Consider the following 26,649-nt stretch of genomic DNA (forward strand, 5'->3'; position numbering starts at 1 on the left):
ACTTATGAAATTTTAACGTTTCATACGTCTCGGTCGGAATGTGCACGATAGCGTTCACGTGCCGATTTTCAAAACCTAGTAAATCACTTTTAAGTGGTCCAGGGAGAAATTATGTATACTAATAACAAATTAGCTAAGTCTGTTCGCTTGGCGTTGTTGTTCGGTGGTGCATCAATTGCCATGACCGGTACTGCGGTAGCGCAAGACCAGTCAGCCGAAGCACAAGCGGAACAAGCACAAGAGCGTATCCAAGTTACTGGTTCACGTTTGAACCGTACGGATATGGAAGGCGCATTGCCAGTAACAGTCATCAGCCGCGACGATCTTGACGCGAGTGGTGACATCTCAGTTGCTGACTTCATGCGTGACACTAACTTCAACTCATTCGGTTCATACCAATCAACCTCTGGTTCATCAGGTGGCGGTGCCGCTCAGGTGAGCTTACGTGGTTTGGGTGCTCAGCGTACGTTGATCTTGATCGACGGTCGTCGTGCTCCAACAACCCCAATCTTGGGTTCTGGTCAAGACTTGAACTCCATCCCAATGGCAGCAGTAGAGCGTATCGAAGTATTGTCTGACGGTGCTTCAGCGGTTTACGGTTCTGACGCGATCGGTGGTGTTGTGAACATCATCACTCGTAAAGACTTCGACGGTGTTAGCTTCACTTATGGCGTGGGTCGTCCGACTAACGAAGGTGGTGACACTGAAGAAATGAGCGTCTTGATTGGTAGTTCAAACGCGAAGAGCCGTGTCTTACTCGGTGCTTCAATGAACAGCCGTGACGTAATCTATACCCGTGACCGTGATTACTGGTACTCACCAGATGCGCCAGGTTCCTCAGCCTACTCGAATAACTTCGGTATGATGCTGCCAATTAAAGATGATAACGATAACATCATTGGTTATGAGCATGCGTCTAGTTTAGGTGCAACCAACCGCTTGAAACACCCTACCTTCGGTGCCGCTGTTCCAGGCTTGTGTACTAACGGTGACGACAGTGACTTGTTCTATACCACAGGTATAATTGATGATGCTGAGAACATCAATACCATCACCTGTCAGTATAACCACAGTGCAACTTCTGCCAACTTGACCAGCTCGAAGAACATTTCAATGTTCGGTCGTGGTGACTACAAAATCAACAACGACTGGAACGTGTACTTCAACGCAGCTCTGAACAAAACGAAGAGCTTCGGTCGTTTCGCAGCGTTACCTTCATCACCATGGCCAGGCGGTGCAATTGAAATTACTCCAGATAGCCCGAACCATCCAGGTAACCCAAATGGCTATAACCCACACGCAACGGACCCGTACTATGCGGCATTAGCGGGTGACACTTTATCACTGTATCACCGCTTTGCATCATTAGGTCCACGTGACAACAACGTCGAAAACACCACCACCAACTTTGCGGGTGGCTTCGAGGGAATGATTGGTAACGTTGGCTTAGACTTCGGTGTGCGTTATGTTGAATCACGTGCCATCAACTTAGGTGAAAACTATGTTGTTGCTGGTTTAGCACAGCCGTACATCACTAGTGGTGCTTACAACATCTACGACCCGTTCAACGTATATGATCCAGACACTGGTGTAGCCACTGGCGAAAGCCCAGTTGGTTTAGGTATGACTACCACCACCAACCGTGACATGTACTCAACAGTTAAAGAGTTCTACGTGAACAGCAACTTTGACTTGTGGGAAATGAATGCGGGCGTAGTTTCAGCCGCTGTTGGTGCTGAGTACCGTGAAGAAACCTACCAAGATAAGTATGACTTATTGTCAGCATCTGGTCAGGTATCAGGTTCATCAGGTGCTTCTGCACGTGGTGAGCGTGACGTGACTGCATTCTACGGTGAAATGTTGTTACCAGTATTGGATACCTTAGACGTTGAATTAGCGGGCCGTTTTGACCGTTACAGCGACTACGGTAGCGACTTCTCACCTAAAGTGGCAGTTCGCTGGCGTCCAACCGACACCTTATTGATCCGTGGTTCGTGGGGTGAGGGTTTCCGTGCTCCAACACTACGTGACATGAGCTTAGAGCCTGCGTTCTCTGCAACATACACCAGCGACGAAGCTACTTGTGTTGCGTTAACTGGTGCATCGTGTGTAGGCGCTTCTAACGTTCAGGTTAACACTTACAGTATGGGTAACGTAAACCTGAAATCAGAAAACTCTGAGCAGCTTGGTTTAGGTATTGTCTGGGAAGCGACTGATTGGTTGAACATGAGTGTCGACTACTACGACATCGAAATCACCAACAGTATCACCAGCGTATCAATGGCGACGATCGTGAGCTGCTTACGTGGCTTAACCTCTGTGTGTCCAGATGGTTTGACGCGGTTTACTGAAGGAACACCAATTCCTAACCCAGCATTGGGTCTGGGTGCAGCGTTCGCGGGTAACGACGTGAATGCAGCCATCGTTGGTGCTCAAACGGGTTACGTAAACATCGGTGTTATCGAAACTGATGGTTTTGACTTCAACGCACGCACCAACTTCGATTTAGGTTGGGGTCGTTTAAGCAATAACTTCCAAGTCAGTATCGTAAATAACTATTCAAGCAATAACGGTGCTAACGCTGTTGGTGAATATGGTTATCCGAAAATCCGTGCGAACTTGAACAACGGTTTGCAAGTGGGTGACTTCTCTGTGAACTGGAACATCAACTACATGGATAGCCAGACGGAAACCCTTCAGAACGGTACGAACCATATCCCAAGCTGGACCATCCACAACCTGCAAGTTAACTACAATGCTCCGTGGAACGGTACCTTCACATTGGGTGTAAACAACTTGTTTGACCGTGATCCAGCAGATGCTCATCTGCACGGTACAAGCTATGATTACTACCTGTACAACCCGTGGGGTCGTGTACCATACTTCCGTTATACTCAAAACTTCTAATCGAGTTGTATAACGAAACGGTCTAACCTGCTACGGTGGGTTAGACACTTAAAAGCCTAGTTTCGATTGCTCGAAGCTAGGCTTTTTTATTGATACGAACAATGGTGAAGCATCATGGTGATGAAACAATGGATGAAAGGACTGCGCCTTAGTTTAATTGCGCTGTTATTGAGTACACCTATGGCGGTGATGGCTGATGCTAAGCAGCTGGCTCCGCCTACGGATGTGCGCGACTACTTTTCTAATAACGGTTATAAAAATATGGTGATATCACCGAACGGTAAGTACTTCATCGTGCATGCGGATGCCGGAGATCGTGACCGTTTGGTGGTGATTGACCGAAAAAATAATCAACCTAAAAGTAGTTTCGAGGTGGGGAAGAATAAACGCATTTCAGGTGTTCATTGGGTCACCGATGAGCGTTTTATTTTCCAAGGGCGCACCCGAGTCGGCTTGTATGATGATAAAGAGGGTTTGCCGAATTTATATGCTGCCAATGCGAATGGTCGGCAGCGCAAAGAAATATTCACCAGTGATGTCGCGGCCTTTGAAGTTTTAAGTTTGCTCCCAGATGATCCCCAGCACATCCTGATTTCACGGTATTTTTGGCGCGATGGCGGAATGCCAAAATCCTACCTCCTAAACGTTCACGATGGACGTTTACACTACCAAGCCGATCAACCTGAAAACGCGCGTGCGCTGTTCGCTGATAACGCAGGTAACTTGCGTTTAAGTGCGTTTTATGAAGAAAAAAAGAATGATGAATTTGGCAAAGGAAAATCTGAATTCTATTTCAAACGCCTGAATCATGAGACTTGGGAACGAGTTAGTTTAGATGAATTTAAACCAGGTGATTCACTACGTTTGGTAGGCTTCAGTGATGACAACCGCTATGCCTATTTCTTTTCTGATATGGGTTCGGATGTTCAAGAAGTCTTTGAATTCGACACGGTTGACGTCAAAATTAGGCCCATTACGCAAGGTAATATTGTTGATCCGGACCAGCTAATCTGGGGGCTGGATGGTAGCCTTGTCGGCGTTGAATTTACCCCAAGTAAAATTGAGCGGACTTACCTTGACGATAACTTTTCAGCCAAGCTCATCCAGGGCATTACTCATGCATTTGGCGAGCAACGGGTGATTATTGCTAGCGCTACGCGTGACCAAAAACTGGCGGTGATGCTGGTGTATTCGGATCAGAATCCCGGTGAGTTTTATTTGTTTAACACCGAAACCTTCGAAGCCAAATTTATTGCGAGTCGGTTAAATGGCATTGATCAAAAACTGATGTCACCCATGGAACCGTTCTCGCTAGAAGCTCGTGATGGGGTGACCCTCAATGGTTATTTAACCTTACCTAAATTCCGTGCTGATAACACCACCAAGCCACCGCTGATTGTTAAGGTTCATGGGGGCCCTCATGGGGTTCGGGATTACTGGGGGTTTGACCATGAAAACCAATACCTTGCAGCTCATGGTTTTGCTGTGTTGCAGGTAAACTTCCGCGGATCCGGCGGCTATGGCCGTGAGTTTTTACAAAGCGGTTATCGCCAATGGGGGCGAAAAATGCAAGATGACGTGACGGACGCGACCTTATGGGCCATTGAGCAGGGTTACGCCGATGCGGACAAAATTTGCATTTATGGAGGAAGCTATGGCGGCTATGCGGCGTTAATGGGGGTTATCCGTGAGCCGGATTTGTACCAATGTGCCGTTGGTTACGTTGGTGTCTATTCCTTACCAAATATGTATGAGGATGGCGACACGGCGGGGAATGCGAGTGCCGAACGGTACTTAACCCTTGCCATTGGGCGTGACCAAGAAGAATTGCGGGCGAACTCGCCGGCTTTCTTAGCGAATCGTATTAAGGTGCCGGTATTTTTAGTGCATGGAAGTGAAGATGTTCGGGTTCCAATGAGCCATTATCATGCGTTGGAGAAAGCCTTTAAGGAACATGGCGTCACTTATGAAACCATGGTACGCAAAGAAGGGCACGGCTTTGAAAAAGAAGAAAACAAGTTTGACTTGTATCCTCGGTTAGTCGAGTTTTTCCAGAAGCATATGGGGAATTAACCTTCCCCATTTTCTCACCCCGAGAATTGTAGCCACAAAAAAACCAGCCGTAGCTGGTTTTTTTATGTGCTGTTGACAGCAGATTACATTGCAACGATTTTCGCTGCTAAACGGCTCTTGTGACGAGCAGCTTTGTTCTTTGCGATTAAACCTTTGGTTGCATAGCGATCAAGTACCGGTTGAAGGCTAGCAAATGCCTGCTGTGCAGTCGCTTTATCGCCTGCTTCAATAGCGGCAATTACTTTCTTCATCAGGGTACGCATCATTGAGCGACGGCTCGCGTTGTGGCGACGGTTTTTTTCCGCTTGAACCGCACGCTTTTTAGCAGACTTAATATTTGCCAAGGTGAACTCCTAAAATTCGTTGTCTTTGTCTTAGTGCGTTAATACACATTCATGCATGTTCATGCAAAAGTGCAATAGGTTTTCTAGGGCGGGGAATATGCCTGTTTTTTGACTTGAAGTCAACCCTGATATTCACTATTCCTGTATGCCTACGCCTAAAAATACATTATGATTTGATCTATCAGTCAGAATAAATAGTACCGATGATAGGATACCCTCGCTGGTCGATGACAGCAATTCATTGGTCCATAATATTGAGGTTAAATTGTCCAAACAACTGGCCCGTTCAGGTTTGATTGTCAGCTTAATGACGTTGATTTCACGCGTTCTTGGGTTGGTGCGCGATGTGGTGATCGCCAATTTAATGGGCGCCGGCGCAGCGGCCGACGTGTTCTTTTTTGCCAACAAAATCCCTAATTTCCTCCGCCGCCTGTTTGCCGAAGGTGCATTTGCGCAAGCCTTTGTACCGGTCTTGACGGAATATAAACAAGGGCGAACGCTCAGCGAGCAAAAGTTATTAATCGCTCGAGTTTCCGGTACCTTAGGAACCTTGGTAACCATAGTGACATTGGTTGGCGTCATTGCTTCACCCATTGTGGCGGCGTTGTTTGGTACCGGGTGGTTCTTGGATTGGTACCATGATGGGCCGCAAGGGCATAAGTTTGTATTAGCTTCAGATTTATTGCGAATCACCTTTCCTTATTTGTGGTTTATTACCTTTACTGCGCTCGCCGGGGCAATTTTGAATACCTTAGGGCGGTTTGCCGTGGCGGCATTTACGCCAGTATTTTTAAATATCGCCATTATTGGTTTTGCTATTTGGTTAGGGCCACACTTAGAGCAACCTGAATATGCGCTCGCATGGGGTGTGTTTGTCGGTGGGGCAGTTCAGTTTCTGTTCCAGCTGCCCTTTTTAAAACGGGCAGGGCTGTTAGTGCGTCCTCGCTGGGCTTGGACTGATCCGGGCGTGACCAAAATCCGCACCCTGATGATTCCGGCGTTGTTTGGCGTGTCTGTGAGCCAAATTAACTTATTGTTGGACACGCTGATTGCGTCCTTTTTGATGACGGGCTCAATCAGCTGGCTGTATTACTCAGATCGGTTATTGGAGTTTCCGTTGGGACTCTTTGGCATTGCCATTGCCACGGTTATTTTGCCGGCCTTAAGTTCCCGCCATGTGGATAAATCGGCGGAGGAGTTTAGCAAAACCTTAGATTGGGGCATTCGCACTGTGGTGTTGTTAGGCTTACCGGCGATGGCTGGCTTACTCGTGCTGGCAGAACCCATGTTGATGGTGCTTTTTATGCGGGGCGAATTCACCCCCGAAGACGCGCGGTTTGCGTCTTACAGTTTGTATGCATACGGCTCGGGGTTGTTGAGCTTCATGTTGGTGAAAGTGCTGGCCACGGGATTTTATTCACGGCAAGACACCAAGCGCCCCGTCCGTTACGGCATTATCGCAATGGTCACCAATATGGTGTTTAACCTGATTCTCGCCATTCCTTTTGGGTACGTAGGGCTCGCCATTGCCACCTCCTTATCTGCAGCGATTAATGCCGGTTTGCTGGGCTATCACCTCTGGCGTGACGGAGTTTTGAAACGCTATCCCGGAACCGTTACTTATTTAGTTAAAGTGACCGTGGCGGTGATTGCGATGGTGACAGTGGTGCTCGTGTTACTGCCAACGCGGGAGTGGTGGCTGACTGTTGATTTTATGACGCGAGCATGGCAGCTAGCAGTGTTAATCGGGGCTGGCGCTGCAACTTATGGTATTTGCCTCTTGGTCTTACGGGTTAAATTTAGGTAAGCGCATGAGGTTCCATCGGCAGAATCAGCACAGGTGTCTGGTTAGCCTTTGGCGACCCTGTTATAATCGCCACTTTCTTTTATGACGGTAACATAGGCTTGCAAGGCAGCCATGCAATTGATTCGTGGTATCCATAATATTCGCCCAGAACACCGTGGGTGTGTACTCACTATCGGCAACTTCGATGGGGTGCATTTAGGTCATCAAGCTGTGCTCGCACAAGTGCGTGCACAAGCCCAGGCGCGTGGCTTACCTGCCATGGTGATGACCTTCGAGCCTCAGCCGCAAGAGCTGTTTCAGCCGGACCGTGCGCCAGCGCGGTTAACCAACCTTCGCGAAAAACATGATGCTTTGGCGCAGCAAGGAATTGAACGCCATTTGGTGGTCCACTTTAATCAAAGGTTTGCCAACCAACCAGCACGAGACTTTATTGAGCAAGTATTGGTTGCCCAATTAGGGGTGAAGTTTCTCGTCGTGGGTGATGACTTTCGCTTTGGCAAAGGTCGTGAAGGTGATTTTACCATGTTGCAACAAGCTGGCCGTGAGCTTGGTTTTGAAGTGGTCGACACCCAAAGCTATCGCCGTCAGCAAGAGCGCGTGAGTAGCACGGCAACTCGCCGCGCCCTAGCGGCCGGTGATTTTGCTCAAGCCGAGGCCCTACTAGGGCGGGCCTATGCGTTTCAGGGGCGAGTGGTGCATGGCCAGAAGAAAGGGCGCACCATTGGCTATCCAACGGCAAATATTCAACTCAAGCGCTTGCATTCACCGCTTCAAGGGGTATTTGCGGTGCAGGTTCAAATCAATGATGGCAAAATGTATGCAGGCGTTGCTAATATTGGGAGACGGCCTACATTAAATGGCAAGCAGATGCAGATTGAAGTGCATCTGTTCGATTTTAACGGCGATTTATATGGTCAGCAGCTGCGCGTCATTCCCAAACAATTTATTCGAGCCGAACAAAGGTTTGCAGACTTTCGTCAATTGCAGCAGCAAATTGCAGCCGATACAGCGGTTGCTTGGCAATCGCTTAAGCACCTAATCTAATCCAAATTACGACAAGACGTACAAGAACAGGAACCGAAATAATGACCGACTATAAACACACACTGAATCTGCCGGAAACTGAGTTTCCGATGCGCGGGAATTTAGCGCAGCGTGAACCGCAGATGTTGGAACAGTGGTACGCGGATGACGTGTACGGTTTGATTCGTCAAGCGAAAGCGGGCAAACCAGTGTTTATTTTGCACGATGGCCCTCCGTATGCGAACGGCGATATTCACATTGGTCATGCGGTCAATAAGATCTTGAAGGACATGATTGTCAAAGCGAAAACGCTGAGTGACTTTGATGCCCCCTATGTGCCTGGCTGGGATTGCCATGGGTTACCGATTGAATTACAGGTCGAGAAAAAATTTGGGAAGCCGGGGCAAAAACTGTCAACGGCGGAGTTTCGTCAGAAATGCCGTGACTATGCACTCACGCAAGTAGATGGCCAGCGCGAGAGCTTTAAGCGATTGGGTGTGTTGGGGGATTGGGACCGTCCTTACCTCACCATGGATCCGAAACAGGAAGCGGACAGTATTCGTGCGTTAGGCAAAATTATTGCCAACGGACATTTGCAGCAAGGCTTTAAGCCCGTGCATTGGTGTACAGACTGTGGTTCAGCGTTGGCGGAAGCAGAGGTTGAATATCAAGATAAACGTTCACCAGCAATCGACGTGGGTTTTGCACCGGTTGATACCAGTGCATTCGTGGCGTTATTTGACCACCCAGAACAGCATGCGGGTGAAGGGGATGTCATGGTGGTTATTTGGACCACCACGCCTTGGACGATTCCAGCCAACCGAGCGATTTCACTGCATCCAAGTTTGGATTATGCCCTAGTGCAGGTGGCGGCAACAGCCGACCGCCCTGCGCTACGTTTGGTGCTTGCCGATGAGCTTGTGAGCACCGCAATGGCACGTTGGGGGATTGATGATTACCACAAATTAGGATTTGCAAAGGGTGAGGCATTGGAGCATCAATTGGTGCAGCATCCCTTATTAGCTGATGTGCAGGTTCCACTCATTCTTGGTGAGCATGTCACCACCGACTCCGGTACCGGCTGTGTGCATACCGCCCCTGGACACGGGGTGGATGACTTTATTGTGGGCCAGCGTTATGGGCTTGAAGTGTATAACCCGGTGGGTGATAACGGTGTTTATAAGGACGATACCCCGCTGTTTGCCGGTCAACATGTGATGAAAGCGAATGACAATATTGTCGAAGCGCTGAAAGAAACGGGACGTTTAATTCATCATGAAGCGTATCATCATTCTTATCCCCATTGCTGGCGTCACAAAACGCCGATTATTTTCCGTGCGACCCCGCAATGGTTTATCAGCATGGATAAGCAAGGGCTACGGCAGACTGCTTTGGACGAAATTAAACAAGTACGTTGGGTGCCTGAGTGGGGACAAAGCCGCATTGAAAACATGGTGGATGGGCGTCCTGATTGGTGTATTTCGAGGCAACGCACTTGGGGCAACCCAATTGCGGTCTTTGTGCGACGTGATAACGACGAATTGCATCCACGCACCCTCGAGTTGATTGAAGAAGTAGCCAAGCTCGTGGAGCAGGACGGTATCCAAGCTTGGTTTGATTTAGATCCAGCAACCCTCCTTGGCGACGAAGCGAGTGAGTATCGTAAAGTGACCGACACCTTGGATGTGTGGTTTGATTCAGGGGTCACCCATGACACCGTTCTGAATACCACCGCGGGTTTACAGTGGCCAGCAGATTTATACCTAGAAGGTTCTGACCAACACCGTGGTTGGTTCCAGTCGTCACTGCTAACGGCCGTCGCCATGTATCAGCAGGCACCCTATCGACAAGTATTAACGCATGGGTTCACCGTGGATGGACAGGGGCGGAAAATGTCTAAGTCCATTGGTAACGTGGTTGCTCCGCAAGATGTCATGAATAAGCTGGGCGGTGACATTCTTCGTTTGTGGGTGGCTGCGACTGACTACTCCGCAGAAATGACCGTTTCTGACGAAATTTTAAAGCGTGCCGCGGACAGTTATCGACGGATTCGTAATACCGCGCGTTTCTTGCTAGCTAACATGAATGAATTTGAGCCACAGCAGCATGCAGTGCCAGCCGCTGACATGGTCGCAATTGACCGTTGGATTGTGGCGCGCGCGGTCGCTCTACAAGCAGAAATTTTAGCGGCGTTGGATGACTATCAGTTCCACTTAGTGGTGCAAAAAGTGATGCACTTCTGCTCGATTGAATTGGGCAGCTTCTATTTGGATGTGATTAAAGATCGCCAGTACACAGCGAAACGTAACAGTGTGGCACGTCGTTCGTGTCAAACCGCGCTCTACCATATTGCTGAAATGCTGGTGCGCTGGTTGGCACCAATCTGTAGCTTTACGGCCCAAGAGGTGTGGGTTGCGTTACCGCAACAATTAGCCGATGGGAAGCAACGTTCGCCTTATGTCTTTACGGAAAGCTGGTATCAAGTGGATGCCGGCATGCAGGTCAGTGACGATGAGCTGGCGCGCTGGCAAATGGTGCTAGAAGTACGAGACGAAGTGAACCGAGCGATTGAGCAAGCGCGTCGTGCAGACAAAGTAGGTGGCAGTTTAGAAGCCGAAGTAACGGTGTATGCAGAACCTGCAATTGCGGCCCAGTTACGTAGTTTGGAAGATGAACTGCGCTTTGCCTTTATTACCTCGGCGGTGGTGGTGAATGAAGTAACCAGTGCGCCGTCAGGTGTTGAGGCCGGTGAGTTGGCAGGAGTTTGGGTGAGTGTGCAGGAATCAAGCCACCAAAAATGTGAGCGTTGTTGGCATCACCGTGCTGAAGTCGGTACCATTACTGAGCACCCAACCTTGTGTCAGCGTTGTGTGACGAACGTTGATGGTGCCGGAGAGGAGCGACATTTTGCGTGATACAACACAACAGCAGCAATCAGCAAGTGGGCTCAAGTTTTTGTGGCTCACCTTGGTCTTGATCGTGATTGACCAGCTGACCAAACAATGGGTGATTCGGGTTTTCGATCTGTATGAAAGCATCGAAATTATGCCGTATTTGAATTTTACCTATGTGCGAAATTTTGGCGCGGCTTTCAGTTTCCTCAGCGAACAAGGTGGTTGGCAGCGTTGGTTGTTTACCTTGCTAGCGATCACCATCAGTGTGGTACTGGTTATTTGGCTACGCCGCAATCCTGGGCATTTGTGGCGGCAGAATTTAGCGTTTTCCTTGATTCTTGCAGGGGCAATTGGCAACGTTATCGACCGCTTGATATATGGGTATGTCATTGACTTTATTGATGTGTATGTCAACCAATGGCATTGGCCTGCGTTTAACGTGGCAGATTCAGCCATCACAGTTGGTGCTATCTTAATGTTAGTAGAAGCAGTTTTTGAGCCGCGGCGGGAGTCTCAGTCATGATCAGTCGTCTGGCGATCGAACATGGTCGCGAAGTGATTTTGCATTTCACCATTAAACTGACCGATGATTCGGTGGCTGATAGCACCAAAGTAGCGGGGAAGCCAGCGAAGTTTCGGATGGGAGATGGCTCGCTGACTGAAAATTTTGAAGCTTGCTTGGTGGGTCTCAAAGCTGGGGATGAACGCGAGTTCGAACTGGCCCCTGAAGATGCTTTTGGCATGCCAAATCCGGACAACTATTATCAAGTCGCGACAACGAAGTTTGGTGAGCGGCCTGACATTGGTCAGATTTTTATGTTCCCCCAGCCTGAAGGCGTGGAGCTTCCAGGTATTGTGCGTGCAGTGAACGAACAATTTGTGACCATTGATTTCAATCATCCGCTGGCGGGGCAACGGGTGCGCTTTGCGGTTGAAATTATTGCAGTGAACCCCTAATAAAAGCCTGTACTGATGCAGGCGTGATTGGAGTTTATCATGAATATTGTATTGGCAAATCCACGAGGATTTTGTGCGGGAGTTGACCGTGCGATCACCATTGTGGAACGAGCACTGGAGATCTTTGAGCCGCCCATTTATGTGCGACACGAAGTCGTGCACAACAAATACGTGGTGGATTCGTTGCGTCAGCGCGGTGCGGTGTTTGTTGATGAACTGCATGAGGTGCCAGACGATAGCATTGTGATTTTTTCTGCCCACGGGGTATCACAAGCAGTGCGCCAAGAAGCTAAAGACCGAGGGTTACGGGTGTTTGATGCCACCTGCCCACTGGTGACGAAAGTACATATGGAAGTCACGCGGGCTAGTCGTAAAGGACAAGAGTGTGTGCTGATTGGGCATGCAGGCCACCCTGAAGTTGAAGGCACCATGGGGCAATATGACAATGCCACGGGCGGGATCTACTTGGTAGAATCTGTTGAAGATGTGGCCACCTTGGAAGTAAAAGACCCCACGCAATTGCACTATATGAGCCAAACCACTTTGTCAGTGGATGATACGGCCGCTGTCATTGATGCCTTACGGGCTAAGTTTCCTACTATTCAAGGGCCTCGTAAAGATGATATCTGCTATGCCACCCAGAATCGTCAGGATGCAGTACGCGAGATTGCCGCAGAAGTCGATTTGCTCTTGGTGGTAGGAGCGCGTAATAGCTCAAACTCTAACCGGCTGCGTGAACTGGCTGAAAAAATGGGCACCACTGCCTATTTGATTGACGACGCATCTTGTATTGACCGAGCGTGGCTCAATGACTGTGAGAATATTGGTGTGACAGCCGGCGCTTCAGCTCCCGAAATTCTGGTACGGGATGTGATTGCCCAGTTGCAAGCTTGGGGTGGCAGTACTGCACAAGAGCGCAGTGGGCGCGAAGAAAACATTACTTTTTCAATTCCACCCGAGTTGCGAGTGGTCGAAGTTCAATAACACCCTACATTAGCGCCAGCACTCTGCTGGCGCTTTTTCATCTCGATGGGATAACGACAGTATCTCACATGGCCCATCACCAGCAGTGGTTGCTTGGGCAATTAAGGTATAGCTGGTAGCGCTCATGTCGGCAATCTGAAACCGATAATGCGGATTAACAGGTACCGTATTAAGCAAGTTCAGATCAGCGTAATGCCCATAAACTAGGTAGTGATGTTCTTGCGCCAGCTGCAAGGTTAACAGTTGCTGAATCGCTTCGGCGCGTCTGGCTTGGTATACCTGCGTACTCGCATTGGGGAGTAATAAGGATGTCAGGAACCCGATAATTGCGACGACCACCATCAGTTCCAGCAGTGACCAGCCCAAACTTTTGCCTCTTCTTCGCATTATTTTCTTTCCTTCGATTAAGCTTATCCTAAGGTTAGTTAAACGAATTGGAGGGCAAGCTGCAATGCCGACAGGATTCTCGTTATTGGAGTTGATGGTGGTATTGGTGATTCTGATTGTGGCCCTTGGCTGGGGGCTACCCAGTGTGCAAGCACTCACCACCACGTTGCGATTACAGGCGGCAGCCCATGATACCTATGCGTTATTGCAGCAGGCTCGATGGCAAGCAATGCAGGATCATGTGCCTCGGTTTGTGGTTTGGCAGGGCAGTGGTGAACATTGGTGTGTGGCGATTAGCTTACAGGCAGAGTGCGATTGCCGACAGCAGGAATGCGCCATCACTGATGGCGATTTCCGTCTCCACAGTCATGCTTATCCTGGGGTGATGTTACAAGGGAATACCTTTGCGCAAGGCTCCATGACCCGGTTCGATGGTCAGCGAGGGCTCACTCACGCCTATGCGGGGGGTGTGTCTTATGCAGCGAGCTTAGGAGCGCAGGACTCGAGAGGGTTGCGGGTGATTGTCAGTACCCTAGGGCGGGTACGCATCTGTCAACAAGGCGTGGTGGGGAGCTATGCTGCTTGTTAATTTCGAACAGCGGCAGCAACCGCTCTGGACCGTGACAGCGGGCTTCAGTTTGCTTGAATTGATCGTGGGCATGGCGCTTGGTTTGCTGCTAATCACTGGAATGATGACCATGGTGACGCAGGTGTTGGCCAGTCAAGCCCGCACTTTGCAATTAGCGCAAGCCCAAGAAGAGGCGAACATGGCCTTAGCATTCATGGTGCAAGAGCTTCGCCGTGCTGGCTATTGGGCTCATGCAGCACAACGTTCTAGCGAGCCAACGCCATTTGAACTGCCATCAAAGGGGCCGTTTCATTGCGTTTTGTTTAGCTACGATGCCAATGGGAATGGGCAGCATGATGGCGACTCCGAATTATTCGGCTTTCGTTTGCATCAGTATCAAATCCAACGTCGCCAACGCGGGGCAAACTGCGAACAGTCGGGTTGGGAGAGTATGACCCATTCAGCTCAGTTACGGGTATTAGCGTTGAACTTTGAATCTCTGCCACGACATCACTCTAAGCTCCCATTACTGCGCATTCGCATGACCATTAGCCATCCGCAGCAGCTGCAGTGGCTACGCGAACTCCAAATGACAGTGAGCGTGCGTAATGGGGAGCTGCAGGTCGAATGAGCGAGACAACTCCTACGCGAATGCGCGGCTTCGCCACCTTAGGCACGGCGGTGTTGCTATTGAGCATGATGGTGATGGCCACGCTCTATCGCGCTCAATTTGCTCGCTTCGAGCAACGGATCCTTACTCTCGATATTCGCCAACAGGCGTTGCTTCTCGCCGCAGATGCTGTGTTAGAGAGAGGGGTGGCGCAGGTCATGGCGGAACCTTCATTGCATGTCCCTTTACTGCAACGAGGGCAATTGAATGACATCGACTATGTGCTCGAAGTACAACGGTATGAGCCGCGGGAGGAGTTTGCTGATGAAGAATTGCTCCTGATTCGCGTTATCGTTCAGCACCCCCAGGACGGCGGGGAATTACGGCAAGAGCAACAGGTCCGCTTCAGTCCCCGAGGAATTGAGCGGGTGAGGGGGAGTTGGCGTGACTTTTGAGCGGATGAAGGGGCCTCGTTGGCAAGGGTTTAGTTTGGTTGAGGTGATGGTCACGTTACTGATTGTGAGTATTGGTATTACAGCGACGGTCACCTTTCAACGTGAGCTGGTGCGTCGTGCTGTGGCTGCCGAGCAGGTCATGTATGCGTGGCAGGTGCTCAGCGAATTTCATGAGCGCTTGCGGGCAGGCGATCACCCATTAAATGTTTCTGGGCAACAGCAGGTGGCGCGACCTCCTTATCTATTTGAGGTCAGCTGGTCATCAGCTGCAGGAAAGGGCGCTTTCGAAGTTCAAGTGCAATGGCAAAGTCAGGCACAAAAAAAGCAGACAATTACTGCGAAAAGCCATGAAATCCGTGATAAACAGTGATCCAAAATGCTGCCAGCTATGATAGTATCACATCACTTTTGTTGGCCGTATAGGTTGCCCTAAGACACATGTCCGCAGTAATAGAAGCCAAACAATTAACCTCGGTACGCGCTGAGCGCTTATTATTCTCTGAACTCTCTTTTCAGTTGCAGACCGGCGAGATTCTCCATGTTGAAGGCCCCAATGGCGCCGGGAAATCCACCTTGTTGCGGATCATCGCCGGGCTTTTAGAACCTTTGGCAGGTAGCATTCATTTATTTGGCCAACCTCAATGGGGTGATCCTGAATGTTGGCGGCGGCAACTTCTCTTTATTGGTCATAAACCCGCGGTAAAAGCAGAGTTGTCTGCGTTGGAGAACCTTCATTTTCAAGCAACGCTTGATGGCGTGACCAATGTAGATGCTTGGGCGTTATTAGAAACTGTCGGGCTGTTAGGGCTTGAAGATATTCCTGCACAGCAGTTATCAGCGGGGCAACAACGTCGCATTGCGCTTGCACGGTTATGGTATAGCCAAGCGTCCTTATGGATTCTGGATGAGCCGTTTACCGCTTTGGATACTTATGGGATTCAATTGCTGCATGAACGCTTTCAGCATCATCTGCAGCAAGATGGAGTGATTATTTTAACCTCACACCAGCCATTGACATGGTCCGGTGATCGCCTCAAAAAAATACGAATTGAATTCCAAGATGATGGAGAGCTGCATGAATAACATGAGCATGTGGCGTCTGTTAACCACGGTGATGCGGCGGGACTTGGCGGTTGCATTGCGGCGGCGTAGCGATGTGGTGAACCCGTTATTATTCGTGGTGATTGTCGTCACGTTGTTTCCCTTAGCAGTAGGACCTGGCCCAGATATTTTGGGCCGCATTGCCACCGGGGTGATTTGGGTGGCGGCATTGTTATCATCGCTGCTGGGATCGGAGCGCTTATTTCGCGATGATTTTCTCGATGGTACGCTGGAACAGTTAGTGTTAAGCCCAGCTCCCTTACCCTTGTTGGCCTTTGGGAAGGTTGGCGTGCACTGGTTGCTGAGTGGCCTCCCTTTAGTGGTGTTAGCGCCTTTGTGTGCCATGCTCTTAAAATTGCCAATCGCTGGTTGGGGGACGCTGATGCTAACTTTACTGGTAGGAACCCCAATTTTAAGTGCGATGACGGCCATTGGAGCAGGGTTAACCGTGAGTTTAGGGCGTGGTGGAGCCTTGCTCAGTTTGCTATTACTGCCGTTATTTATTCCGTTGCTTATTTTTGCTGCAGCGGCGGTCGAGAATGCCCTGTTGGGTACCTCTGCCATCGGGCAAGTGTTATTATTAACCGGACTAATGCTATTAACGTTGCTACTGGCCCCCTTTGCGGTGGCAGCAGCACTACGAGTGAGCGTCAATTAATATGTGGAAATGGTTACATCCCTACGCCAAAGGTGAAGCTGCATATCGGTTGCTGGGTCATTGGCAGCCGTGGTTATCGGGTTTAGCACTCATTCTAGTGAGTGTTGGTGTGATCTGGGGGCTCCTATACGCACCGGCTGATTATCAGCAAGGCGATAGCTATCGGATTATTTTCATTCATGTGCCGAGCGCAATGTTTGCGATGGGTGCTTATACGGGGCTCGCCATTACGGCGTTTATCGTGTTGGTGTGGCAGATTCGTACTGCGGAGTGGGCCATTGCAGCCATCGCTCCGGTGGGTGCGGTGTTAACCTTTATTTCATTATTTACCGGTGCGGTGTGGGGTAAACCCATGTGGGGCACATGGTGGGAGTGGGATGCACGCCTCACCTCACAACTGATTCTATTCTTTTTATATGTGGGCGTGCTGGCGCTATACTATGCCTTTAATGATTCTCGTACAGGCGCGAAAGCAGCTTCAATTTTAGCCTTGGTAGGGGTGATCAACGTTCCTATCATCCATTTTTCAGTGTACTGGTGGAATTCGTTACATCAGGGGGCAACCATTACTCGGTTTGGTGACACACTGATGCCAAGCTCAATGAAAATGCCATTGTATATCAGCATCTTAGGCTTTATGTTTTTGACGGCTGCACTAATTGTCTACCGCTTACGTAATGAAATATTAAAACAAGAGTTGCATCGTCCATGGGCCATGGCCCAGTTGGGAGTGGAGAACGACCATGGCGTTTGATAGTTGGCAAGAATTAATTTGGATGGGCGGCTACGGCTGGTATGTGTGGCTGGCCTACGGCATGACCTTTTTAGCCATTGCGCTGTTAACGATTCACGGCTTACTGACGCGTAAAAAGCTACGTCAATTAGCTGTGAAAAAACAACAGCAGCAGCAACGGATTGCTCGTCGCAAACAGCAAGAACGTAATAGGAGTAAATTGGCAGATGATTCCACGTCGTAAAAAACGTCTTGTATGGGTAATTTCTCTCATTGTGGGTGTGGCCGCATCCGTTGCACTGATTTTGTTTGCCTTGACCAAGAATATCGATCTTTTTTATACCCCATCTGAAATGTTAGAAGGCAAGGGCTCGCAAAAAGTACGTCCTGAAGTAGGGCAACGTCTGCGCGTGGGTGGAATGGTCGTTGAAGGGTCGGTTAAACGTAACCCCGAAACACTGGAAGTCAGTTTTAACGTGACCGATACCGGCCCTGAAGTGACTGTTTTATACACGGGGATTCTGCCGGACTTATTCCGCGAGGGACAAGGAATTGTTGCCCAAGGTGTGCTGATTGAGCCGACGGTGCTGAAAGCGACCGAGGTGTTAGCTAAGCATGATGAAGAATACATGCCGCCGGAATTAGCCGAGGCCATGAAAGGCATTCAGCATGTGAATCCAAACCGTCCTGACTACACGGGTTCTGCCCCAGAACAGGATGATCCCCAACCGAACAATTCAGGAACAAATCCATGATTGCTGAGTTTGGACAACTCACATTAGCCGCCGCGCTGGCATTTTCTATCCTACTTGCGGTTTATCCTATGTGGGGTGCGTGGCGTGGTCATAGTGGTGCGATGTTATTGGCACGGCCGTTAGCCTATGGCCAATTTATTTTTACTGCCTTGGCTTATGGCGCATTAACCTACGGCTTTATCGTTAATGACTTTAGCATCTCCTATGTGGCCTATAACTCGAACACTGCCTTACCGCTGATTTATCGCATCACCGCAGTGTGGGGCTCCCATGAAGGCTCGTTTTTGCTGTGGATGTTGATGCAAGCTGGCTGGATTGCCGCCGTTGCGATGTTTTCACGGCGGATGCCATTGATGATGATGGCACGGGTGTTGGCGGTATTAGGCCTGATTAGCATCGGCTTTTATTTGTTTATGCTCAGCGTATCCAATCCATTTGATCGCGCATTGCCGTTGATTCCAGTGGATGGACGTGACTTAAACCCGCTGTTGCAAGACCCTGGGATGATTTTCCATCCGCCGCTATTGTATATGGGCTATGTGGGCTTTTCGGTGGCATTCGCCTTTGCTATTGCCGCACTTATCAGTGGCAAGTTGGATGCTTCATGGGCGCGCTGGTCACGCCCTTGGGCGACCGCTGCGTGGTGCTTTTTAACGCTCGGGATTGCGTTAGGAAGCTGGTGGGCGTACTACGAATTAGGCTGGGGTGGCTGGTGGTTCTGGGACCCGGTCGAAAATGCGAGCTTTATGCCATGGCTGGTCGGTACTGCCCTGATTCACTCCTTAGCCGTGACTGAAAAACGTGGCACCTTTAAATCTTGGACGGTGCTACTGGCCATTGCAACCTTTAGTTTAAGTCTGCTCGGTACCTTCTTAGTCCGTTCCGGGGTGATTGTTTCGGTGCATGCTTTTGCCACCGACCCTGCTCGTGGGCTCTTTATTTTAGGGCTACTGGCCGTCGTGATTGGTGGGTCGCTGTTGCTATTCGCCATGCGTGCAGGCGCGGTGAGTCATCAAACCAAGTATGAGCTGGTCTCGCGCGAAGTGATGTTGTTGGGTAATAATATTTTGCTCATGGCAGCGACGTTCGTGGTGCTAGTAGGCACCTTATTGCCGATGATTCACAAAGAGTTAGGGTTAGGTTCTATTTCCATCGGTGTGCCATTCTTTAATCAGATGTTTACCTGGTTGATCTTGCCCTTTGTGATCTTGATGGGGCTTGGTCCGCTGTTTCGTTGGCGTCGTCAAGAGTTACGACCGCTGGCGAAAGAGCTGATATTGGCCGTGGTGTTGGCGGTGGGGTTAGGTTATGCCTTACCGGCCATTATCGCAGACCAAATCATGGGCATGACTGTGTTTGGCTTGATTCTAGCCCTATGGTTGGTGATCACCACGGTCACGGAATTGAAGTTACGGGTACAACAACGAGGCCAAGGGCTGGCAGGGTTAGCCAAGCTAGGGCGCAGCCACTGGGGCATGGTGATTGGGCACCTTGGGTTTGCAGTGACGCTGATCGGAATTGCCGTTGTCACTCAATATGAGGTGGAGCGTGACGTTCGTTTAGCCCCCGGTGAGTCGGTGATAGTGGCTCCTTATCGAATTCAATTTGATGAATTGAGCCAGCAACAGGGCCCGAACTATATGACCGACCACGGTGAATTCAGTATTTACCGCGATGATCGAAAAGTCGCTGACGTGGTGAGTGAAAAACGGTTTTACACGGTACAACGTATGAGTATGACGGAAGTTGGGCTCGACGTGAGTTTATTGCGTGACGTTTACGTTGCTCTCGGTGAGCCTCTTGACGAAGAAATTGGTGTCGAAGGGGCCTGGGCTGTCCGTATTTATATTAAACCTATGGTGCGCTGGATTTGGCTGGGTGGCCTGATTATGGCTCTCGGTGGCGCCTTAGCGATGAGTGACAAACGTTACCGTTCACAGCGCAAAGCACGAGGTGCTTATGGGACAAACTAATCGATTAAAGTGGTTGGTGCTCGCGTTACCGCTGATTGCCTTTTTGTGGTTAACGATTTTTCTATTGCGCGGTTTGTTTTCCGACCCAACCGAACTAAGTTCGGCCTTGGTTGGTAAACCGGTACCACAGTTTTCGTTGCCGGATATCTATGATCCAAGCACCACCTATACTGAAGCCGTATTGAAAGGGCGCCCCATGTTATTGAACGTGTGGGCAACTTGGTGCCCAACCTGTCGCGCCGAGCACGCGTATTTGAATCACCTGTCTCGACAAGGGGTCTACATTGTTGGACTGAATTACAAAGATGATTCGCGCGCCAAAGCGGTGGATTGGTTGAACACTTTAGGCGACCCTTATCAACTGAACTTGTTTGATGAACGGGGGCTGGTGGCCATCGATTTCGGAGTTTACGGCGCGCCTGAAACATTTTTAATTAATGCCCAAGGCGAAGTCATGTACCGCCATGTTGGTGATGTCAATGAGCGGGTTTGGGCAACAATTTTAGGGCCACAATATGATGCGCTTATGCAGGAATTTGAACAGGCAGGAGAACAACCATGACTCGTTTTTGGGAGTTGATGACAGCGTTATTGGTCGTGTTGTTTACCAGCATCAGCGTCAGCCATGCCGTGAACTTGGAAACCTATCAATTTGATGACCCAAGCAAAGAAGCGTTATTTCGTGAGTTGATTAATGAGTTGCGCTGCCCTAAGTGCCAAAATCAATCCATTGCTGATTCTGATGCGCCGCTGGCGAAAGATTTGCGTGACCGCACCTATTTGATGGTTCAACAAGGGGCCACCAAACAAGAAGTGGTGGACTACATGGTCGCCCGTTATGGGGACTTTGCGCATTATCGTCCGCCGGTCAAGTTGAGCACAATTGTGCTCTGGGTAGGGCCGGGGCTGGTGATTTTGATTGGGGCAATTGTGATCATTGTTCGCGTTCGCCAGCAACAACCCCATGAAGCGGAGCTGAGTGACCAAGAGCGGGAGCAACTGGCCGCCTTGCAAAGCACGAAACAGGATAAACAACATGGTTAAACATCTCGCCTTAATTGCGGCGGTGGCTATCGCAGCTGCACTTTTGTTGTTAGTGACAGGTCGACGCCAGCGTGAGCAACAGCGCACTCGGTTGGATGTGAACCGTGAGCTGTATCAGCAGCGTAAGCTTGAGTTGGTGGAAGAACGTGACGAAGGCTTGTTAACGGAGAGTACGTTTGAGCGAGCCAACGCCGAGTTGGATAAGCGCTTCGTCAGTGAGAATACTGAGCTCGAGCAATTGCATGATCAGCACGTGGGACGCAGTATTTGGGTGCCAGCACTGTTGGTGATGGTTGCTACGGTGGTTCTTTACGGCTTGTTTGGGAGTTGGAGTTTGCAGCGGGAGGCCGATGACGCCTTGGCCGCACTCCCCGAGTTAGGACAAAAAGTTTTGACCCAACAAGATGCGCAGACAACCCCTGAGGAATTACAGACCTTTGCTTTGGGGTTACGTCAGCGGCTTGCCCAAGAGCCGAATGATGCGGTCGCTTGGTTGGTGTATGCACGAACCATGGTTGCTTTGGGCAGTTTCGAACAAGCGATGGAAGCTTATAAAAAATCATTGCAACTCGAGCCCAATCGCGTCGGCACCCTCTTAGGTTACGCGCAATTATTACTGCAAAGCCAAGACGATGAGCTATTGCGTGAAGCAGCGGTGCATTTAGGTCGGGCATTGGAATTGGAGCCATTCAATATGGATGGTCTTTCATTGCTTGGTTTTGTTGCGTTTCAACGTGGTGATTGGCAGCAAGCAGTGACCGCATGGGAATTATTGTTGCATCAGTTACCCACGGACGATGAGCGCTATCAGCCAATTGCTGCAGCCGTTGCTGAAAGCAAACAACGCTTAGCGACAAGTGAATTGCAGTTGACCGTCACAGTGACGTTGACTGACGCCGCTCGCGAGCAAATCCCGACTGGCGCCACTTTATTTGTCTACGTGGTGGCGGCTGAAGGGCCGCGCATGCCGGCTGCCGTGGTGCGACAACCGGTAACAGAGTTTCCGGTGACCGTAACGCTTTCTGATGCTAATGCAATGTTGCCTGATTATCGTCTGAGTCAATTGTCGCAGTGGCAAGTCATGGCTCGTATTTCTGCCGATGAGCAAATTGAAGCGGCACCCGATGATTTGGATGCTGAGCCGGTGGTGATGGACCCGGCGACCGCAGCCATTGAGCTCACCATTGATCATCCTTAATGCCTCAGCAGGTTGGAGTAATTATGAGACAAGGACTTATTCTTAGCGTATTGCTACTGCTTGGTGGCTGTGCCAGTACACCTGCTGATGATCCGTGGGCGGATCCACGCGACCCCTATGAAGAATTCAACCGGGATATGTGGGCGTTTAACGAAACCCTCGATGATGCCGTGGTGCGTCCTGCGGCAGTGGCTTACAGCAAAGTGCCACAACCGGTACGCAAAGGCTTGTACAATGTGGTGGAAAACCTGGAAGAAGTGCCATCCTTTGTGAATAACACCTTGCAGGGCAAGGTGGCCGATGCTGGTGTGACGTTTTGGCGTTTCGCCATTAACAGCACGGTTGGGGTGCTGGGGATTTTTGATGTTGCAAGTCACATTGGGCTGAATAAACGAAAAGAAGGGTTTGGGGAAACCTTGGCCTCCTATGGTGTGATGGATGGGCCTTATGTGATGCTTCCAGGCATGGGGCCAACCGTAGTCGTTGACCGCGGTGGTGACGTGGTGGATGGCATGTATTTTCCCATCGATGACTTAAGTGGCCCTACGAACATTGTCCGCTGGGTTATCAAGGGGTTGGATGCCAGAGTGAAGCTCATGGAGCTGGAGCCGATGTTAGAAGATTCTCTCGATCCTTATTCATTTGTGAAAGAAGCTTATTATCAACGTTGGCGTGATAAGGTGTATGACGGAAATCCGCCAGAGTTACCAGAAGATGAGCTGGATGACGACTTCTACGACCAGTTTTAATAGTTGAAGCCTTGCACCTAGCAAGGCTTCTGCGTTATAAAGTCGCGTCGAATAAAATCTTTACATGATAAAAAACAGAATATCTAGAGGATACGTTTATGAGTCAGGCACCTGTGAAGTCTGAACTTTGGGGGCACCCGAAGGGGCTATACGTGCTATTTACTGCCGAAATGTGGGAACGGTTTTCCTACTACGGCATGCGTGCATTGTTAGTATTAACTTTAGTTGCTGCCACTGAGTCCGCCAACCCAGGGTTCGGCATGTCCGATGCGGATGCATTGTCACTGTATGGGGTGTATACAGGTTTGGTGTATTTCACACCAATTCTAGGAGGTTGGTTAGCGGATAACTATTTAGGACAACGTCGTGCCATTATGCTTGGCGGTGTCTTGATGGCCTTGGCTCAATTTACGTTGTTTGCGGCAACTCCGCATAGTCTCGAATTATTTTATGTCGGGCTGGGCTTATTAATTGCTGGTAACGGTTTGTTTAAACCGAACATTTCCACCATTGTTGGTGATTTATACCCGCAAGGGGATGCACGCCGTGATAGTGCGTTCTCGATTTTTTATATGGGCATTAACTTAGGTGCGTTTTTTGCACCGCTCATTACTTCTACCTTAGGTGAAAGTCCGGACTTTGGTTGGCGCTGGGGTTATTTTGCGGCGGGTGTTGGCATGACCTTAGCCGTCTTAACGCAAATGTTGATGTTTCCACGTTATTTAGGAGACGTGGGGATTGTCCCTGGCGCGAAGCGTGATCGTGAATTGTCAGGTGGCGTCAAACAACCGTTATCAAAAGTCGAGCACGATCGGTTACGGGTTATCTTATTTTTGTTCGTATTCGTTACCGTATTCTGGTTGGCCTTTGAGCAAGCCGGCGGCTTAATGAATATTTACGCCGATCGCTACACCGATCGAATGATTGGTGGAACAGAAGTTCCAGCCGGTTATTTCCAATCGTTGAACCCCTTGTTTATTTTGATGTTTGCGCCGGTATTTTCCTTCTTATGGATATGGCTGAATAAGAAAGATAAAAGCCCCGATGCTCCGATTAAAGTGTTTACGGGACTCATTTTGACCTCCATCGGGTTCGTATTCTTGATTCTTGGCTTGTTTGAAATTCAGGTATCAGGCAAAGCGAACATGATGTGGTTGGTCCTTGCTTACTTGTTCCATACATTGGGTGAATTGTGTATTTCACCGGTTGGGTTATCATTAATGACCAAACTGGCACCGCTACGTTTGGCATCATTAGTCATGGGTGTTTGGTTCTTAATGCCGGCAATTGCGAGCTTCCTGGCGGGCATGGTGGGAGCCTTTAGTGAAAAGGCAGACCAATATGAGTTCTCCATTAAGTTAGCACAGAGCATTGGGTTAGAAGCACAGTACTCTGGCTTACTGGTGGTATTCGGTGGCGTTGCTGTCGGGTTATTAGTATTTGCAGTTATTTTATGGTTAATTTCAGGCATGCTAGTGAAATGGATGCATGGCGCTGAGCGTGTACAACAATAGGATTGTGAAGCATGGTTAAAAAAGTTGTGATTCCGGTGGCTGGTTTAGGAACACGGATGCTGCCGGCAACCAAAGCAATTCCAAAGGAAATGCTGCCGTTGGTAGACCGACCGTTAATTCAATATATCATCGACGAGTGTGCGGCCGCAGGGTTCACCGAAATCGTGTTGGTGACACACTCTAGTAAGGCCGCTATCGAAAACCATTTCGATGCGAACTACGAACTGGAAGATATGTTGGCAAAGCGGAATAAAGCACAACTACTCGAAGAAGTACAAGCGATTTGCCCCGCAGGGATGACGGTGGTGGCAGTTCGCCAAGCCGAAGCCAAAGGGTTAGGGCACGCAGTGTTATGTGCGCGCCCCGTGGTGGGAGATGAGCCGTTTGCCGTCGTTCTGCCTGACGTGCTGGTGGACGCTGCGAGTTGTGACTTGAGCCGTGATAATTTAGCAGAAATGGCGGCCAATTTTCAGGCCTCTGGCGCTGCTCAGGTGATGGTGGAAAAAGTGCCTGCAGAACTCGTGAATCAGTATGGCGTGGCGGATATCGACGGCGTCGTCTTGGCTCCCGGAGAGCAAGCGCCAATCAACCAGTTGGTTGAAAAACCACCGGTCGATGAAGCGCCTTCAGACTTAGCTGTGGTGGGACGTTATGTATTCCCAGCAAGCTTATGGACACTGTTAGAAAAAACGCCAGTCGGTGCTGGGAACGAAATCCAGTTAACGGATGCTATGGCGATGTTGCTACAACAGCAGCCTGTGCATGCGTATTACATGAAAGGGCGCAGCCATGATTGTGGAAATAAGCTCGGCTATACTCAAGCGTTTGTTGAACATGCGCTACGCCACCCCAGTTTTGGTGCTGACTTTAAGGCGTGGTTGGCTCAAGTGCAGTAGGTGCACATGAGCCGCGTCACCCGACTGCTCGAGTCGGCGAAATCAATTTAAACCGTCGCAAGGATAACCGCACGGCGCGGAGCGGGATAGCCTTCAATGGTCCGCGTTGGATCTTGTGGGTCAAGAAAATCCACCAATGATTGCCCGGTCATCCACTCGGTGGCTCGTTGCTCACTGAGCTCCGTCAGTGATTCATCGACCACGCGAGCTTGCTTAAAGCCACAACGATGCAACCAATGCAACAGTGCCTTTGAACTCGGAATAAACCAGACATTACGCATTTTGGCGTAGGTTTCGCCCGGTACCAACACGGTCTGTTCATCGCCTTCCACCACGATGGTTTCCAGCACTAACTCACCGCCGGGCTTTAGTTGAGCTTTGAGTTGGGTGAGAAAATCAATCGGTGAGCGCCGGTGGTAGAGCACTCCCATACTGAACACGGTATCAAAGGCTTTGAGTTCAGGCAGGTCGTCCACGCCAAGAGGGAACCAATGCACACGTTTGGCTAGCTCTGCTGGCATAAAGTGACGAATGGCAAAAAACTGGGCCATAAATAATTGGCCTGGGTCGATCCCCCATACTTGGTCAGCGCCGGCTTCTAGCATTCGCCATAAGTGATAGCCACTGCCACAGCCGATATCGAGCACTTGGCGCCCGGTTAAGTCACTAATATGAGGAAGTAAGCGTTGCCATTTAAAATCAGAGCGCCACTCGGTATCAATGGTCACCTCATGCAAATGAAAGGGTCCCTTGCGCCAAGGACTGAGTTGCATGAGCAAACCACGAATGCGGTTTTGTTCCCCTGCGGAGACGTCCGTGCTGGTGACTGTGACGGTATCCCCCAAGGAGACTTGCTCAGGGGGAAGGTGAGGGAGCTGTGCCACACAGCGTAGCCACTTATCCAACTCGCCATGTTGCTGATGCCGTTGCCATTGCTCTAACTGGGCAGGCAAGGTTGTGAGCCAATGCTGTAATGGTGATTGGGCTACAGCAATGAGGTCAGTCGCAAAATGTTTCAT

Annotated in this window: 27 protein-coding genes; 24 read left to right on the forward strand and 3 right to left on the reverse strand. The window is 49.8% G+C overall.

The genetic code is table 11. The features are described 5' to 3' along the window. Window positions 1-111 precede the first annotated feature (111 nt). Window positions 112-2,907 carry a TonB-dependent receptor gene (locus tag BLP64_RS04065; RefSeq protein ID WP_092592015.1) on the forward strand — a complete coding sequence of 932 codons (2,796 nt, stop codon included), beginning with the start codon at window positions 112-114 and terminating at the stop codon, window positions 2,905-2,907. 114 nt (window positions 2,908-3,021) lie between these two features. Further along, on the forward strand, window positions 3,022-4,980 hold the full coding sequence (locus BLP64_RS04070) for an alpha/beta hydrolase family protein (RefSeq protein ID WP_092592017.1): 1,959 nt from the start codon (window positions 3,022-3,024) through the stop codon (window positions 4,978-4,980). 83 nt (window positions 4,981-5,063) lie between these two features. Here BLP64_RS04070 and rpsT read toward each other — a convergent pair whose 3' ends face one another. After that, window positions 5,064-5,324, reverse strand: a complete 261-nt coding sequence (rpsT, locus tag BLP64_RS04075; RefSeq protein WP_092592019.1) for a 30S ribosomal protein S20 — start codon at window positions 5,322-5,324, stop codon at window positions 5,064-5,066. A gap of 265 nt (window positions 5,325-5,589) precedes the next feature. Here rpsT and murJ point away from each other — a divergent pair, with 265 nt between their 5' ends. The 6 genes from murJ (at window position 5,590) to ispH (ending at window position 12,989) form a co-directional block, all read left to right on the forward strand. Continuing rightward, complete coding sequence (murJ, locus tag BLP64_RS04080) at window positions 5,590-7,131, forward strand: murein biosynthesis integral membrane protein MurJ (protein ID WP_092592130.1); 1,542 nt, start codon at window positions 5,590-5,592, stop codon at window positions 7,129-7,131. A gap of 111 nt (window positions 7,132-7,242) precedes the next feature. After that, complete coding sequence (ribF, locus tag BLP64_RS04085; protein ID WP_092592021.1) at window positions 7,243-8,175, forward strand: bifunctional riboflavin kinase/FAD synthetase; 933 nt, start codon at window positions 7,243-7,245, stop codon at window positions 8,173-8,175. Window positions 8,176-8,216: 41 nt separating this feature from the next. Further along, the gene (gene ileS, locus BLP64_RS04090) at window positions 8,217-11,069 is read left to right on the forward strand and encodes an isoleucine--tRNA ligase (RefSeq protein WP_092592023.1); all 2,853 of its coding nucleotides are present in this window, start codon (window positions 8,217-8,219) and stop codon (window positions 11,067-11,069) included. Next, the gene (gene lspA / locus BLP64_RS04095; RefSeq protein ID WP_092592025.1) at window positions 11,038-11,571 is read left to right on the forward strand and encodes a signal peptidase II; all 534 of its coding nucleotides are present in this window, start codon (window positions 11,038-11,040) and stop codon (window positions 11,569-11,571) included. The genes ileS and lspA overlap by 32 nt, the downstream gene beginning before the upstream one ends. After that, the gene (gene fkpB, locus BLP64_RS04100) at window positions 11,571-12,005 is read left to right on the forward strand and encodes an FKBP-type peptidyl-prolyl cis-trans isomerase (RefSeq protein ID WP_092592132.1); all 435 of its coding nucleotides are present in this window, start codon (window positions 11,571-11,573) and stop codon (window positions 12,003-12,005) included. The genes lspA and fkpB overlap by 1 nt, the downstream gene beginning before the upstream one ends. 39 nt (window positions 12,006-12,044) lie before the next feature. Beyond that, window positions 12,045-12,989 carry a 4-hydroxy-3-methylbut-2-enyl diphosphate reductase gene (gene ispH, locus BLP64_RS04105; RefSeq protein WP_092592027.1) on the forward strand — a complete coding sequence of 315 codons (945 nt, stop codon included), beginning with the start codon at window positions 12,045-12,047 and terminating at the stop codon, window positions 12,987-12,989. A gap of 9 nt (window positions 12,990-12,998) precedes the next feature. Here the strand turns inward: ispH and BLP64_RS04110 are convergent, their stop codons facing one another. Next, entirely contained in the window at window positions 12,999-13,376 is a 378-nt protein-coding gene (locus BLP64_RS04110) for a type IV pilin protein (protein ID WP_092592029.1), read from the reverse strand. Window positions 13,377-13,440: 64 nt separating this feature from the next. On the opposite strand from BLP64_RS04110, the gene BLP64_RS04115 reads away from it, so the two are divergent. From BLP64_RS04115 to galU, 16 genes are all read left to right on the forward strand, one after another. Further along, the gene (locus tag BLP64_RS04115; protein WP_092592031.1) at window positions 13,441-13,965 is read left to right on the forward strand and encodes a GspH/FimT family pseudopilin; all 525 of its coding nucleotides are present in this window, start codon (window positions 13,441-13,443) and stop codon (window positions 13,963-13,965) included. After that, entirely contained in the window at window positions 13,952-14,575 is a 624-nt protein-coding gene (locus BLP64_RS04120) for a hypothetical protein (RefSeq protein ID WP_092592033.1), read from the forward strand. The genes BLP64_RS04115 and BLP64_RS04120 overlap by 14 nt, the downstream gene beginning before the upstream one ends. Then, on the forward strand, window positions 14,572-15,009 hold the full coding sequence (locus BLP64_RS04125) for a hypothetical protein (protein WP_143001067.1): 438 nt from the start codon (window positions 14,572-14,574) through the stop codon (window positions 15,007-15,009). The genes BLP64_RS04120 and BLP64_RS04125 overlap by 4 nt, the downstream gene beginning before the upstream one ends. Next, the gene (locus BLP64_RS04130; protein WP_092592037.1) at window positions 14,999-15,379 is read left to right on the forward strand and encodes a type IV pilus modification PilV family protein; all 381 of its coding nucleotides are present in this window, start codon (window positions 14,999-15,001) and stop codon (window positions 15,377-15,379) included. Before BLP64_RS04125 ends, BLP64_RS04130 begins: the two co-directional genes overlap by 11 nt. Window positions 15,380-15,447: 68 nt before the next feature. Then, window positions 15,448-16,092 (forward strand): cytochrome c biogenesis heme-transporting ATPase CcmA, encoded by a 645-nt coding sequence (ccmA, locus tag BLP64_RS04135; RefSeq protein ID WP_092592039.1) that lies wholly within the window; start codon window positions 15,448-15,450, stop codon window positions 16,090-16,092. Then, window positions 16,085-16,768, forward strand: coding sequence for a heme exporter protein CcmB (ccmB, locus tag BLP64_RS04140; protein WP_199286033.1), 684 nt, complete (start codon window positions 16,085-16,087; stop codon window positions 16,766-16,768). The genes ccmA and ccmB overlap by 8 nt, the downstream gene beginning before the upstream one ends. A 1-nt stretch (window position 16,769) precedes the next feature. Then, complete coding sequence (locus BLP64_RS04145) at window positions 16,770-17,522, forward strand: heme ABC transporter permease (protein ID WP_092592041.1); 753 nt, start codon at window positions 16,770-16,772, stop codon at window positions 17,520-17,522. Beyond that, on the forward strand, window positions 17,512-17,745 hold the full coding sequence (gene ccmD, locus BLP64_RS04150; RefSeq protein ID WP_092592043.1) for a heme exporter protein CcmD: 234 nt from the start codon (window positions 17,512-17,514) through the stop codon (window positions 17,743-17,745). The genes BLP64_RS04145 and ccmD overlap by 11 nt, the downstream gene beginning before the upstream one ends. Then, window positions 17,729-18,256 (forward strand): cytochrome c maturation protein CcmE, encoded by a 528-nt coding sequence (ccmE, locus tag BLP64_RS04155; RefSeq protein ID WP_092592045.1) that lies wholly within the window; start codon window positions 17,729-17,731, stop codon window positions 18,254-18,256. The genes ccmD and ccmE overlap by 17 nt, the downstream gene beginning before the upstream one ends. Next, the gene (locus tag BLP64_RS04160; RefSeq protein WP_092592047.1) at window positions 18,253-20,229 is read left to right on the forward strand and encodes a heme lyase CcmF/NrfE family subunit; all 1,977 of its coding nucleotides are present in this window, start codon (window positions 18,253-18,255) and stop codon (window positions 20,227-20,229) included. Before ccmE ends, BLP64_RS04160 begins: the two co-directional genes overlap by 4 nt. Further along, window positions 20,216-20,791, forward strand: coding sequence for a DsbE family thiol:disulfide interchange protein (locus BLP64_RS04165; RefSeq protein ID WP_092592049.1), 576 nt, complete (start codon window positions 20,216-20,218; stop codon window positions 20,789-20,791). Before BLP64_RS04160 ends, BLP64_RS04165 begins: the two co-directional genes overlap by 14 nt. Next, on the forward strand, window positions 20,788-21,273 hold the full coding sequence (locus BLP64_RS04170) for a cytochrome c-type biogenesis protein (RefSeq protein ID WP_199286034.1): 486 nt from the start codon (window positions 20,788-20,790) through the stop codon (window positions 21,271-21,273). Before BLP64_RS04165 ends, BLP64_RS04170 begins: the two co-directional genes overlap by 4 nt. Further along, window positions 21,266-22,471, forward strand: coding sequence for a c-type cytochrome biogenesis protein CcmI (ccmI, locus tag BLP64_RS04175; protein ID WP_092592051.1), 1,206 nt, complete (start codon window positions 21,266-21,268; stop codon window positions 22,469-22,471). Before BLP64_RS04170 ends, ccmI begins: the two co-directional genes overlap by 8 nt. A gap of 23 nt (window positions 22,472-22,494) precedes the next feature. Beyond that, on the forward strand, window positions 22,495-23,220 hold the full coding sequence (locus BLP64_RS04180; RefSeq protein ID WP_176754916.1) for an MlaA family lipoprotein: 726 nt from the start codon (window positions 22,495-22,497) through the stop codon (window positions 23,218-23,220). Between the two features lie 98 nt (window positions 23,221-23,318). Continuing rightward, window positions 23,319-24,734, forward strand: a complete 1,416-nt coding sequence (locus BLP64_RS04185; protein WP_092592053.1) for a peptide MFS transporter — start codon at window positions 23,319-23,321, stop codon at window positions 24,732-24,734. 11 nt (window positions 24,735-24,745) lie between these two features. Beyond that, window positions 24,746-25,630, forward strand: coding sequence for a UTP--glucose-1-phosphate uridylyltransferase GalU (gene galU / locus BLP64_RS04190; protein WP_092592055.1), 885 nt, complete (start codon window positions 24,746-24,748; stop codon window positions 25,628-25,630). Between the two features lie 47 nt (window positions 25,631-25,677). Here the strand turns inward: galU and cmoB are convergent, their stop codons facing one another. Then, window positions 25,678-26,649: a tRNA 5-methoxyuridine(34)/uridine 5-oxyacetic acid(34) synthase CmoB gene (cmoB, locus tag BLP64_RS04195; protein WP_092592057.1), complete on the reverse strand. Its 972-nt coding sequence runs from the start codon at window positions 26,647-26,649 to the stop codon at window positions 25,678-25,680.

The organism is Pseudidiomarina indica (genome assembly GCF_900104245.1).
GTDB classification, from domain to species: Bacteria; Pseudomonadota; Gammaproteobacteria; order Enterobacterales; family Alteromonadaceae; genus Pseudidiomarina; species Pseudidiomarina indica.

Coding starts and splice junctions, on each gene's coding strand:
- ccmA (WP_092592039.1), top strand. CDS start 15,448: ATGTCCGCAGTAATAGAAGCCAAACAATTAACCTCGGTACGCGCTGAG.
- BLP64_RS04120 (WP_092592033.1), top strand. CDS start 13,952: ATGCTGCTTGTTAATTTCGAACAGCGGCAGCAACCGCTCTGGACCGTG.
- BLP64_RS04125 (WP_143001067.1), top strand. CDS start 14,572: ATGAGCGAGACAACTCCTACGCGAATGCGCGGCTTCGCCACCTTAGGC.
- BLP64_RS04115 (WP_092592031.1), top strand. CDS start 13,441: ATGCCGACAGGATTCTCGTTATTGGAGTTGATGGTGGTATTGGTGATT.
- ccmB (WP_199286033.1), top strand. CDS start 16,085: ATGAATAACATGAGCATGTGGCGTCTGTTAACCACGGTGATGCGGCGG.
- BLP64_RS04145 (WP_092592041.1), top strand. CDS start 16,770: ATGTGGAAATGGTTACATCCCTACGCCAAAGGTGAAGCTGCATATCGG.
- BLP64_RS04160 (WP_092592047.1), top strand. CDS start 18,253: ATGATTGCTGAGTTTGGACAACTCACATTAGCCGCCGCGCTGGCATTT.
- ileS (WP_092592023.1), top strand. CDS start 8,217: ATGACCGACTATAAACACACACTGAATCTGCCGGAAACTGAGTTTCCG.
- BLP64_RS04110 (WP_092592029.1), bottom strand. CDS start 13,376: ATGCGAAGAAGAGGCAAAAGTTTGGGCTGGTCACTGCTGGAACTGATG.
- ccmD (WP_092592043.1), top strand. CDS start 17,512: ATGGCGTTTGATAGTTGGCAAGAATTAATTTGGATGGGCGGCTACGGC.
- BLP64_RS04070 (WP_092592017.1), top strand. CDS start 3,022: ATGGTGATGAAACAATGGATGAAAGGACTGCGCCTTAGTTTAATTGCG.
- lspA (WP_092592025.1), top strand. CDS start 11,038: ATGGTGCCGGAGAGGAGCGACATTTTGCGTGATACAACACAACAGCAG.
- BLP64_RS04185 (WP_092592053.1), top strand. CDS start 23,319: ATGAGTCAGGCACCTGTGAAGTCTGAACTTTGGGGGCACCCGAAGGGG.
- ispH (WP_092592027.1), top strand. CDS start 12,045: ATGAATATTGTATTGGCAAATCCACGAGGATTTTGTGCGGGAGTTGAC.
- BLP64_RS04065 (WP_092592015.1), top strand. CDS start 112: ATGTATACTAATAACAAATTAGCTAAGTCTGTTCGCTTGGCGTTGTTG.
- ccmE (WP_092592045.1), top strand. CDS start 17,729: ATGATTCCACGTCGTAAAAAACGTCTTGTATGGGTAATTTCTCTCATT.
- cmoB (WP_092592057.1), bottom strand. CDS start 26,649: ATGAAACATTTTGCGACTGACCTCATTGCTGTAGCCCAATCACCATTA.
- BLP64_RS04165 (WP_092592049.1), top strand. CDS start 20,216: ATGGGACAAACTAATCGATTAAAGTGGTTGGTGCTCGCGTTACCGCTG.
- BLP64_RS04170 (WP_199286034.1), top strand. CDS start 20,788: ATGACTCGTTTTTGGGAGTTGATGACAGCGTTATTGGTCGTGTTGTTT.
- ribF (WP_092592021.1), top strand. CDS start 7,243: ATGCAATTGATTCGTGGTATCCATAATATTCGCCCAGAACACCGTGGG.
- ccmI (WP_092592051.1), top strand. CDS start 21,266: ATGGTTAAACATCTCGCCTTAATTGCGGCGGTGGCTATCGCAGCTGCA.
- galU (WP_092592055.1), top strand. CDS start 24,746: ATGGTTAAAAAAGTTGTGATTCCGGTGGCTGGTTTAGGAACACGGATG.
- BLP64_RS04180 (WP_176754916.1), top strand. CDS start 22,495: ATGAGACAAGGACTTATTCTTAGCGTATTGCTACTGCTTGGTGGCTGT.